Raw genomic sequence first — 10293 nt, 5'->3', positions numbered from 1 at the left:
CGCCGGGCGGCGTCCTCAGACCGATTTCCACGACCCGTGGAGGATTTGAATGACTACCCTCGAATTGCAAGAGCAACCACAAACCGCCGCCCCGCAAGAAGCCCAGGGCACCGGCATCTGGCAGAAGACCGGCACCTTCCTGAACGAAGCGGCCGGCGTGCATGCCCGCCACCTGGTGCGCGTGCTGGACCGCTACACGGCGGATCCTGCCGCCGTGGCCTCGCGCCTGCCGCCGAACCGCGCCCTGAACACCTGCTGCTTCTACCCCGAGCACCAGCCCACCCAGGTCATTCCCATGAACGTGGATGCCGACCTGGCGGGCAAGCTGCGCCGCGAACTGCGGCTGCAGGCCAAGGTGGCGGGCAGCTTCTCGGACACCTCGGTGGGCACCTATTTCCCGCTTTCGACCATGTTCGAGAACAGCGCCCTGTTCATCCCCTCGGCCAAGCGCTTCTACGACCGCAACCAGGACAAGGTGATGGAGCACTTCCCGCAGGCGGCCACCACCGTGGTCAACGCCTTCGTGGTGCCCAAGGGCAAGAAGCCCTACGGCACCCATTCGGCCAGCGGCATCGCGCTGCAGATCCCGTCGCTGGTCAAGAAGGGGCTGGGCTTTCCCAAGCACTACAAGAGCTTCCACACCGCCCTGACGCCCACGCCGCTGACGCGCCAGCCGTTCGTCATCTTCGAGGACGCCGAGGTCGAGGCGCCCAACCTCAACTTCGTCTACATGAAGATGCTGGACATGGACCTGGAGCCCGAGGAAAGGGCCGCCATCGACAAGGCCCTGTACCTGTACACCGAAGGGCTGCTGTCCGAGATCGACCTGCCCACGGTGCGCGATTTCCTGATGGCCAAGTACTGGGAAAAGAAATACGCCGACAAGCCGTCCTCGGGCTGGTTCTGCGACTCCAAGGTGGGCCAGGCGCTGTTCTTCGACAACTACCGCGCGCATGCCGACAGCACCTTGCCGCAGGCCACCGAAGACCGCGTCACCATCGATTTCCGCTGCTTCTCCAAGGTGGAGTATCCGGCGGGCATGACCAGCGGCCTGGATTTCATCGTCGACCCCAAGGAGCGCGCCTACCAGACCAAGCGCAAGCGCGCCGGCATCGAATTCCTGCTGACGGCGCTGGGCTACCACGACATCGACGAATTCCTGAAGATGATCTTCGGCTCGCCCTACGGCCACATCAACCCGTTCGAGCTGCTGACCGACCTGCAGTTCGGGGTCTACAACAAGACCAGGCATCATCTGCTCGACCAGAACCTGGACGCGCACTACGAGCGGGTCGAACGCCTGTACGAGCAGATCGAGCGCGACGGCGAATACGTGCTGCCGGAGCGGGCGCGCCAGTGCCTGGCGGCGATGGCGGGGAGCTGAGCATGGCGCAGCCGACCCCCGACGCGAACCAAGATCCGGCCTTCGCCGCCATCCTGGACAGGTACTTCGCCATCACGCGGGTGCCGTATGACGAGTTCACCCGCGCCTTCCTGCGCCGTTGCCAGTCGTTCTCGGTGAAGGCCGACGGCGGCGTCTACAAGTACTACCGGCGCGGCGCGGGCCCGACGGTGGTGCTGGCGCATGGCATCCACAGCCACCTGGGCAGCATGGTGCCGATCGCCGAGCAGCTGCTGGACCTGGGCTACGAGGTGGTGCTGTTCGACATGCCGGCGCATGGCGAGGCCGCCGGCAGCGGCACCGACCCGGTGCAGGTGCGCGACTTCATCCGCAAGGTCTGCGCGCGCCTGGGCGAGGTCCACGCGGTGGTGAGCCATTCGCTGGGCGGGCTGTGGGCGTTGTCGGCCATGCACCAGGGGTTTCGCGCCGATGCCTTCGTCTCGATCTCCACGCCGTCCACCACGCGCTTCCTGGTCGAGAAGTTCGTCCAGCTCAACCAGCTGGACGGCGAGGTCGAGACCCGGCTGTGCGCCGAACTGGAGCGCCGCTACGGCGCCACGTTGTGGACCGACTACGCGCCCCGGCACATCGCCGGCGCGCTGGACGTGCCCGGCCTGGTGATCCATGGCGCCAACGACGACTTCGTGCCGCCGGCGCACGCGCAGGAACTGTATGACGCGTGGCCGGGGGCCACGCTGGAGATCGTCGATGGCGCGGGCCACTTCGAGATCCTGGGCCTGAGCGCCGTGGGCAGGCGGGTCGGGGCCTATCTGCAGGAGGCGCCGGTGGCCGCCGCGGCATGACCGGCCCGCCCCGGCGCCGGCGGGGCCGGGGCGTTTTTTCCATAAAACGCTTTTGACAGGACTTGGGATCTCAGATGAAACACGCGACGCAAGTAGAAACCCTGCGGAAAATGTTCAAGCTGCGCGAAGTGGACCGCGACGAGGACATGCTGGGCCGGGTGGTGCAAGTGCCGGCCAGCGTCTATATGGACAATGGCGTGCTGGAGCGCGAACTGGACACGGCCTTTCGCGACTATCCGCTGGTGGTGGGCGCTTCGAGCCAGGTGCGCGAGCCGGGCTCGTACCTGCTCAGCCCCTGGGACCGGCTGCCCTTCGTGGTGGTGCGCGACAAGGGCGGCGCGCTGCGCGCCTTCCTGAACGTCTGCCGCCATCGCGGCGCGCGCCTGGTGTCGGGCAATGAAAAGGAACTGAAGTTCTTCACCTGTCCCTTCCATGGCTGGGTCTACGGCCTGGACGGCGAATTGAAGGGCGTGACCAAGCCCTACAACTTCCCCGAGCTGGACTGCGGCAAGCACAAGCTGGTGGAACTGACGGTGACCGAGCGCTCGGGACTGGTCTGGCTGCATCCCACGCCGGGCGCCAGCATCGACCTGGACGCCAGCCTGGGCGCCGACATGAGCGACGAGATCGCCGGCTTCAAGCTCGACGAACTTTCCCTGCACAGCCGCAAGGTCAGCACGTTGAACGCCAACTGGAAGCTGCTGCTCAAGACCTACCTGGAGCGCTACCACGTGCCCATCCTGCACAAGAACACCATCGGCCCGGTGTTCGAGAAAGGGGTGATCGCGCACGTCGAGCACGGCCTGCACATCCGCATCGCCGCGGCCAAGACCAACCTGATGGACGCGGCCTCGGCCGATCCGCAATCATGGCGCATCCTGGACTACGCATCGGTGTTCTACACTCTCTTCCCCAATACGTTCCTGATCAACCACGCCAACATCGTGTCGCTCAATTCCTTCTATCCGATCGCGCCGGACAAGACCATCTGGACCCACGACATGCTGTACCGCGAGGCCGATTACGCGGGCGAGGAAGGGCAGGCGACGCTGGCGCAGCGTTTCGGCAACATCGACGCGGTGTTCCATCGCGAGGACTTCGGCATCGTCGAAGGCGTGCAGGCCGGCCTGCGCTGCGGCGCCAACCCGCAGCACACGCTGGGGCTGGAAGAGGGGTTGCTGGGCATGTTCCAGCACAACATCGACCGCGTGACCGCCTGACGGAGTGCCCGACATGACCGGCATCGATTGGGTCTTTCTCTTCGGCACCGCGGCCATCCTGCTGACGCCGGGGCCCACCAACACCCTGCTGGCCGCGGCGGGGCTGGCGCAGGGCTTGCGGCGGGCCGCGCCGCTGGTGGGATTCGAGCTGGCTGGCTACCTGGTCGGCATCACGGCCTGGGGCCTGTTCCTGGCCTCGGCGCAGACGGCCTATCCCTGGATCGGCATCGTGGTGCGGGTGGCCAGCAGCGTCTACCTGGCTTATGTCGCAATCAGGATCTGGTGCGCGGCGGGCGAGGACGTGACCACCCGCAGGGAGCCCATTGGCCCCTATGCCTTGTTCATCGCCACCTTGCTCAATCCCAAGGGCCTGGTGTTCGCCTCGACCCTGTTCCCGGCGCATGCCTTCGAGCACGTGCCCGGGTACCTGGCGGCGATGGCGCAGTTCGTCTGCCTGCTGGTGCCGATCGCGTTCATCTGGATCAAGTTCGGCGCCGTGCTCGCCGGACAGCGCATCGGCTTCATCAACCCGGAAAGATTGCAGCGCACCGCCGCGCTGGTAATCGGGGTATTCTCTGTATCGATTGTTGGGTCCGCCGTTCGCTTGTCTCTGCTACCAGGATAAAACGACGTATGACGACTGAAAACAAGCTCTCCGCCGTTGCCGCCGCCGACACGGGCGCCGCGCGCAAGCCTCGCAAGAAACCCTTCATCGCCAGCGTCATCGGCGCCGTGTTCGGCTTTGCCGGCACCGTGGCGCCCGGCGCCACCGCCAAGGTGGTGCAGAAGCTGCTGTTCACGCCGGCGCGGCTCAAGCCCTCGGAACCCGGGCGCACCGTGCTGGCCCAGGCGCGCGCCGAACCGCACGAGATCGACGGCCAGACGGTCTATTACTACGTATGGGGCGACAGCGGTCCGCGCGTGCTGCTGGTGCACGGCTGGGGCGGCGACGCCGCGCAGATGACGGCCTATGTCGAACCGCTGCGCCAGCGCGGCTACCAGGTCGTGGCCATCGATATGCCGGCGCATGGCCGCTCGACCGGCAAGCAGGCGTCGGTGCGCCATTTCGAGCCCTGCGTGGCCCACGCCGCGCAGGCCTATGGGCCGTTCCACGGCGTGATCGCGCATTCGCTGGGCGCGGCCGCCGTCACCTTCGCCCTGTCGCGCGGCTTCAGCGTCGAGCGCGCGGTGTTCCTGGGCCCGGTCAGCCGCTACGACAGCGTCTGGGAATACTCGCGGCGCATGATGAACCTGCCGCCCAAGGTCATGCCGCTGGTGCTCAAGCGCGCCCAGGACTGGCTCGGCATCACCTTCCCCGAGATGGAGCCGGCCCGGCTGGCGCCGTCCATGAAGACGCCGCTGCTGATCGTCCACGACCGCGGCGATCGCGAAAGCCCCTTCGACGATGCGGCGGTGCTGGCGCAGGCCTGGCCGGGCGCCGAACTGGTGGCCACCGAGAAGATGGGGCACACCCGCGCGCTGCGCGATCCGGCCCTGGTGGCGCAGGTGGTGGCCTTCGTCGCGCAATAGCCGGCGGCGCGGCGGGGCGCCCGCGCCGCGCTAGGCCAGCACCATGCTCAGCAGCACCAGCGCCAGCAGCGCGACATAGACCCGCGCGTGCAGCCGGTCGGGAATGCGCGGGATCAGCGGCGCCGCCAGCCGGATCCCCGCCAGCGAGCCCAACGCCAGCGCCGCGAAGGCCAGCAGATCGACATAGCCGATGATCCACGGCGCCAGCGGGGCGGGCAGCGCGCGCGCCGCCGCCATGTAGGCCAGCGTGCCGACAATCGCCACCGGCAGCGTCAGCGGATTGGCCATGGCCGCGGCCTTGGCCATCGGCAGGCCGCGGCGGCGCAGCAGCGGCACCGTCATCACGCTGCCGCCCACGCCGAGAAACGTGGCGATGACGCCGATCACCACGCCGCCGCCGACCGTCACGCCCTGGCCCAGCGGCCGCGCCGCGCGCGCCTCGTGCTGCGCCATGAAGCCCTGGCGCAGCAGGCAGTCGAGAATGGTCACGGCCTGATAGGCGATGAAGGCATAGCGCACCACGTCGCCGCTGGCGCGGGTGGCGGCCCAGGCGCCCAGCAGCGCACCCGCGCCGATGAAGGCGGCCAGCGGCCAGACGTAGGCCCGCACGATGTTGCCGGCGCGCTGGTGCTTGCGGGTCGCGGCCACCGAGTTGACGATCATCACGCAGGTCGAGGTCGCCACCGCGATGTGCATCGCCGCCTGGCCGATGGCGTCCTGCGCGCCGTGGGTGGCGGTCAGCACGCCGTACAGCACCGGCACCACCACGAAGCCGCCGCCAAAACCGAACAGCACCGTGGTCACGCCGCTCAACGCGCCGAACAGCGCCAATGTCACGTACAGCATTGCATGTGTCCTTTCCGGGGAAAACGCCACGATAGGGCGGCCGGCGGTGGCTTGCTTTCGAGGATTGGACAATAATGTTTGCATTCCGGCCAATCCCCGTCATGCGCAACAGCCACATCGACCTGCACGACCGCCTCGACCGCGCGGTGGTCGCCATCGGCAACGACTATCCGCCCGGCCACCTGCTGCCGGCGCACACGCACCGCCGCGCCCAGCTGCTGTACGGCGCCACCGGCGTCATGCACGTGGTCACCCGCGACGGCAACTGGGTGGTGCCGCCGCAGCGCGCCGTGTGGATCCCGGCCGGCGTGGCGCACCAGGTGCGCATGCAGGACGTCAGCACCCGCAGCGCCTATATCGAACCGGGCGCGGCCCGCGCCGGCAGCGCCGCCTGCGAGGTGGTCGAGGTGTCGCCGCTGCTGCGCCAGCTGCTGCTGGCGGCGGTCGACATGCCGGCCGACTACGACCCGGCCGGCCGCGACGGCGCGCTGGCGGCGCTGCTGCTGCACGAGGTGACGCGCGCGCCGGTGCTGCCGCTGCACATTCCGCTGCCGCGCGACAAGCGCCTGGCGCCGCTGTGCCGCGCCTTCATCGCCGCGCCCGACGTGCGCCAGTCGCCCGAGGCCTGGGCCGGGCGCCTGCACATGAGCCCGCGCACCTTCAGCCGCCACTTCCGCCAGCAGACCGGCATGGCGTTCTCGGCCTGGCGCCAGCGCGCCTGCGTGGTGCTGGCGCTGGCGCGGCTGGCGGCCGGCACGCCGGTGACGGCGATCGCGCTGGACTTCGGCTACCAGAGCCCGGCGGCGTTCTCCACCATGTTCCGGCGGGTGCTGGGCCGTCCGCCCACCGGTTATCTGCACCAGCCCGAATGAGTCGGCGGCGTTGGTACTATGCCGGCACCCCATCCGGCGCGACGCTTCCATGACGACTCCGCATTCCCCGTTATCCATCGGCATCGCCGGCGCCGGCAGCGCCGGGCTGGCGACCGCGCTGGCGCTGGCCCGCGCCGGGCATCGCGTGCGCGTGTTCGAGAAGCACCACGGCTTCACCACGGCCGGCGCCGGCCTGCTGCTGCAGCCGCCGGGCGTGCGCGGCCTGGACTCGCTGGGCGTGGACATCGCCGCGCTCGGGGTCGGCGCGCCGATCGACCGGTTGCTGGGGTTGTCGCATCGCGGCTGGCGGGTGGTGGACATCGACTATCGCGGCGATGGCGCGCGCGCCGTGACCCGCGCCGCGCTGGGCGGCGTGCTGTTCGAGGCGGCGCAACGCGCCGGCGCGCAATTCTCGTTCGGCTGTCCGGTGCAACGGCTCGACACGGCGCAGGGCCGTGCCCGCGTGCGGCATGGCGGCGGCGAATCGACGTTCGACGTGTTCGTGGTGGCCGACGGCGCGGCTTCGGCGCTGCGCGAGCAGGTCGGCCTGGCGGCCCGCTCGCGGGTCTACCGCTGGGGCGCGCTGTGGGGCCAGTTCTGGGTGCCCGAATGGGATGGCGCGTCGCAGCTGCTGCAACGCTTTGCCGGCACCCGCGAGATGATGGGGCTGCTGCCCACCGACCTGGGCCCGCGGGGCGTGCGCCTGTCGCTGTTCTGGAGCATCCGCCACGATGCCCTGCCGGCCTGGCGCGCCGCGCCGATCGAGGCCTGGAAGGCGCGCCTGCTGCAATTGTGGCCCGAGGCCGAGCCGGTGGTACGGCAGATCGGCGGCCACGACGACCTGGCGGTGGCCACCTATCGCCATACCTGGCCGCGCGCCTTGGCGCGCGGGCCGTACTGCGCGGTGGGCGACGCGGCGCACGCCATGAGCCCGCAACTGGGGCTGGGCACCACGCTGGCGGTGCTGGACGCGCTGGCGTTGGCGCGGGCGCTTGGCGAGCACGGCGCGCAGGCGGGGCCGGATCGCTATGCCCGCAGCCGGCTGATGCCATCGCGCCTGTACCAGACGCTGAGCCGCGCGCTGACGCCGTGTTTCCAGGCGTCCGGTCCGGGACTGTGGCGCGACCTGGTGTTTGCCGGCAGCCTGATGATGCCGGGCGTGCGCGGGTTGATGAAGCGCGGCCTGCTGGCCATGCCGCAGGCGCGCGAGCGCCGCGCCTGATACGGCGTCAGGCGCGCCTCAGGCGGCGCCCGCGCCGTACCAGAGCACGGCGAAGAAATGGCAGACCGTGCCGGCCAGCACGAACAGGTGCCAGACGAAGTGGCCGTAGCGCCAGCGGTTGTCGAACACGAAGAACACCACGCCGCCGGTATAGGCCAGTCCGCCGGCCAGCAGCCACCACAGGCCGCCGGTCGGCACCAGCTCCAGCATCGGCTTGACGGCGATGACCACCAGCCAGCCCATCGCCAGGTACAGCCCGGTGGACAGGGCGGGGCGGTCGAGCCGCTTGCTGGCCTTCAGGCCCACGCCCAGCAGCGCCATGCCCCACACCAGGCCGAACAGCGTCCAGCCCCACGGGCCGCGCAGCGCGCCCAGCGCGAAGGGCGTGTAGGTGCCGGCGATCAGCAGGTAGATGGCCGAGTGGTCGAGCACGTTGAACAGGCGCTTGGCGCGGTTGTCGGGCAGCGCGTGGTAGATGGCCGAGGCCAGGTACAGCAGGCACATGCTGGCGGCGAAGATCGCCGCGCCCGCGATGAAGGCGGCGTCGCCCTGGCGCACGGCCGCGACGATCAGGATCGGGGCGGCGGCCAGCGCGCCGGCCGCGCCCAGACCGTGGCTGATGGTGTTGGCGATTTCCTCGCCCAGGGTCTGGCGGCGGTCGTTCGGGAACATGGTTTGCTGGTGGGGGTAATTGGTCTTAGGGTTTCTACCATAAGGGTTTTGCGTCGCCGCCTCAAGCCGGCCGTGAGCGCAGGACGGCGCGTCTTGATTTTCTGCAAACAGGACGGCCGCCGCGGCGCTCGAAAAGCTGCGATGGCAAGTTACTGTGTGATACATTTCTCTCGCTAAATCAGCCGCCCGCAGAGGCGGCGCTTTGGCTGCGTACCGCGTTATCGAAGGGCTGCGCATCCGGCGAGCCCGCACAGACTCTTCAAGGGGAGGCGCTTCTATGATTCCGGCAATCGGCCTGATGGTTGGGGCATACATCGTCACGCGCATGACCGCGACGCTGACCCGGCCAGGCACCAGCAAGGTCGTCAAGGTGCTCTCCATCATCACGATCGCGGTGGCGCTGGTCTCCTGTCTGGAATTGCTGACGAGCGGCGCGGCGATCCAGTCCGGGCGGTTCTGAGCCGGGCCGGTCCCGGAGCATGATCAATGGCGCGCAGTCTTACCCATCTGTTTTTCACCGCCGCGAAGAAGCTGAGCCGCATGCAGCGCGCGGCCCTGCGCATCGCGGCGCCCAAGCGGGTGCGGCAGCGCGCCGCGCCGGCGCGGCCGGCCGCCACGACCCGCCCGGCCGCGCACAGCGCCACCGGCGTCGCGGCCCCCAGCCTGGGCAGCGGCCGCTGGGAAGCCTCGCGCCAATTCACCGACGCCCATGGCCGCGGGCTGTCCTTCGCCCGCTACACGCCGCTGGCCGCGCCGCGCCAGGGCATGCCGCTGGTGGTGATGCTGCACGGCTGTCGCCAGACCGCGCTGGCGTTCGCGCGCGGTTCGCGCATGAACCAGTGGGCCGACGCCGGCGGATTCATGGTGCTGTATCCGCAGCAATCGATGACGCGGCAGGTGCAGCGCTGCTGGCGCTGGTTCCAGCCCGACGCGCAGCACGGCGGCGCCGAGGCCGACCTGATCGCCGCCCTGATCCAGGCCGAGGTGGCGCGCCACGGGCTGGACCCGGAACGCGTCTACATCGCCGGCCTGTCGGCCGGCGCCAGCATGGCCGCGCTGGTGGCGCTGCGCCATCCCACCCTGATCGCCGCGCTGGCGATGCATTCCGGGCCGGTGCTGGGCGACGCCCACAACGCCGCGGCCGGCCTGAACACGATGCGCCGCGGCTCGGTCAAGCCGTTGCTGCCGCTGTTGCAGGGCGTGGCGGATCCGGCCGCGTTCGCGCTCGGCATGCCGGCCATGATCCTGCAGGGGCAGATGGATCCGGCGGTGGCGCCGCGCAATGCCAGGCAATTGTTCGAGCAGTTCCGCGCCCTGAACGGGCTGGCGGCGGACGAGCCGACGGTCGAGCGGGTGCTGGGCCTGGGCACCGAGAAGGCCTATCGCCGCGTCGATCTGCTGCGGGGCCGCAAGATCGTGCTGCGGCTGTGCGAGATCACCCGCGTCGAGCACGGCTGGAGCGGCGGCGATGCCTCGGTGCGCTATCACGCGCGCAGCGGCCCCGACGCCTCGGCGCTGATCTGGCGGTTCTTCCAGGGCCAGCGGCGCGTGGCCGCATAGGGCCGCATAGGGCGGCGCGGCCTCCCGGCAGGGCGCGGGGATGGCCGGACGCGGGCCGGCGCGTTATTGTTCAGAAAACGGAAACAGACATGTCGTCCCTGGCGCCGGCCGGCCGTCGCTGCGCGGCGCTAACATCGCGCCACGCCCGCAGACCTGGCGCCGTTCC

General features: G+C 69.7%; 11 protein-coding genes. 9 read left to right on the top strand and 2 right to left on the bottom strand.

Translation table 11 applies throughout. The annotated features are described in order from the left end of the window. Positions 1-49 precede the first annotated feature (49 nt). From AC1HFW_RS13890 to AC1HFW_RS13870, 5 genes are all read left to right on the top strand, one after another. Positions 50-1384 (top strand): hypothetical protein, encoded by a 1335-nt coding sequence (locus tag AC1HFW_RS13890; RefSeq protein ID WP_061074033.1) that lies wholly within the window; start codon positions 50-52, stop codon positions 1382-1384. A gap of 2 nt (positions 1385-1386) precedes the next feature. Next, a complete protein-coding gene (locus AC1HFW_RS13885) occupies positions 1387-2205 on the top strand; it encodes an alpha/beta fold hydrolase (RefSeq protein ID WP_479283898.1) in 819 nt (272 codons plus the stop codon). Positions 2206-2279: 74 nt separating this feature from the next. Further along, positions 2280-3425: an aromatic ring-hydroxylating oxygenase subunit alpha gene (locus AC1HFW_RS13880; protein ID WP_035359151.1), complete on the top strand. Its 1146-nt coding sequence runs from the start codon at positions 2280-2282 to the stop codon at positions 3423-3425. A gap of 13 nt (positions 3426-3438) precedes the next feature. Further along, the gene (locus AC1HFW_RS13875; RefSeq protein ID WP_006390070.1) at positions 3439-4050 is read left to right on the top strand and encodes a LysE family translocator; all 612 of its coding nucleotides are present in this window, start codon (positions 3439-3441) and stop codon (positions 4048-4050) included. Between the two features lie 8 nt (positions 4051-4058). Next, entirely contained in the window at positions 4059-4955 is an 897-nt protein-coding gene (locus AC1HFW_RS13870; protein ID WP_479283897.1) for an alpha/beta fold hydrolase, read from the top strand. A 30-nt stretch (positions 4956-4985) separates the two neighbouring features. Here AC1HFW_RS13870 and AC1HFW_RS13865 read toward each other — a convergent pair whose 3' ends face one another. After that, positions 4986-5801, bottom strand: a complete 816-nt coding sequence (locus tag AC1HFW_RS13865; protein WP_479283896.1) for a sulfite exporter TauE/SafE family protein — start codon at positions 5799-5801, stop codon at positions 4986-4988. A gap of 101 nt (positions 5802-5902) precedes the next feature. On the opposite strand from AC1HFW_RS13865, the gene AC1HFW_RS13860 reads away from it, so the two are divergent. Together AC1HFW_RS13860 and AC1HFW_RS13855 are read left to right on the top strand one after the other, a co-directional pair. Continuing rightward, a complete protein-coding gene (locus AC1HFW_RS13860; RefSeq protein ID WP_479283894.1) occupies positions 5903-6673 on the top strand; it encodes an AraC family transcriptional regulator in 771 nt (256 codons plus the stop codon). Positions 6674-6722: 49 nt separating this feature from the next. Next, positions 6723-7895 carry an FAD-dependent oxidoreductase gene (locus AC1HFW_RS13855; protein WP_479283893.1) on the top strand — a complete coding sequence of 391 codons (1173 nt, stop codon included), beginning with the start codon at positions 6723-6725 and terminating at the stop codon, positions 7893-7895. Between the two features lie 18 nt (positions 7896-7913). On the opposite strand, the gene trhA is transcribed toward AC1HFW_RS13855, so the two are convergent. Then, entirely contained in the window at positions 7914-8567 is a 654-nt protein-coding gene (trhA, locus tag AC1HFW_RS13850; RefSeq protein ID WP_061074039.1) for a PAQR family membrane homeostasis protein TrhA, read from the bottom strand. 277 nt (positions 8568-8844) lie between these two features. Here trhA and AC1HFW_RS13845 point away from each other — a divergent pair, with 277 nt between their 5' ends. Continuing rightward, a complete protein-coding gene (locus tag AC1HFW_RS13845; RefSeq protein ID WP_006396220.1) occupies positions 8845-9027 on the top strand; it encodes a hypothetical protein in 183 nt (60 codons plus the stop codon). 26 nt (positions 9028-9053) lie between these two features. Next, the gene (locus tag AC1HFW_RS13840; RefSeq protein ID WP_238890237.1) at positions 9054-10127 is read left to right on the top strand and encodes an extracellular catalytic domain type 1 short-chain-length polyhydroxyalkanoate depolymerase; all 1074 of its coding nucleotides are present in this window, start codon (positions 9054-9056) and stop codon (positions 10125-10127) included. Positions 10128-10293 lie beyond the last annotated feature (166 nt).

The organism is Achromobacter sp. ISS7 (assembly GCF_056523125.1).
This window is presented reverse-complemented; position numbering and strand designations above follow the sequence as displayed.

Bases quoted from the DNA above. Each gene is read 5' to 3' on its own strand.
- AC1HFW_RS13890 (WP_061074033.1), top strand. From the start codon at position 50: ATGACTACCCTCGAATTGCAAGAGCAACCACAAACCGCCGCCCCGCAA.
- AC1HFW_RS13885 (WP_479283898.1), top strand. From the start codon at position 1,387: ATGGCGCAGCCGACCCCCGACGCGAACCAAGATCCGGCCTTCGCCGCC.
- AC1HFW_RS13880 (WP_035359151.1), top strand. From the start codon at position 2,280: ATGAAACACGCGACGCAAGTAGAAACCCTGCGGAAAATGTTCAAGCTG.
- AC1HFW_RS13875 (WP_006390070.1), top strand. From the start codon at position 3,439: ATGACCGGCATCGATTGGGTCTTTCTCTTCGGCACCGCGGCCATCCTG.
- AC1HFW_RS13870 (WP_479283897.1), top strand. From the start codon at position 4,059: ATGACGACTGAAAACAAGCTCTCCGCCGTTGCCGCCGCCGACACGGGC.
- AC1HFW_RS13865 (WP_479283896.1), bottom strand. From the start codon at position 5,801: ATGCTGTACGTGACATTGGCGCTGTTCGGCGCGTTGAGCGGCGTGACC.
- AC1HFW_RS13860 (WP_479283894.1), top strand. From the start codon at position 5,903: ATGCGCAACAGCCACATCGACCTGCACGACCGCCTCGACCGCGCGGTG.
- AC1HFW_RS13855 (WP_479283893.1), top strand. From the start codon at position 6,723: ATGACGACTCCGCATTCCCCGTTATCCATCGGCATCGCCGGCGCCGGC.
- trhA (WP_061074039.1), bottom strand. From the start codon at position 8,567: ATGTTCCCGAACGACCGCCGCCAGACCCTGGGCGAGGAAATCGCCAAC.
- AC1HFW_RS13845 (WP_006396220.1), top strand. From the start codon at position 8,845: ATGATTCCGGCAATCGGCCTGATGGTTGGGGCATACATCGTCACGCGC.
- AC1HFW_RS13840 (WP_238890237.1), top strand. From the start codon at position 9,054: ATGGCGCGCAGTCTTACCCATCTGTTTTTCACCGCCGCGAAGAAGCTG.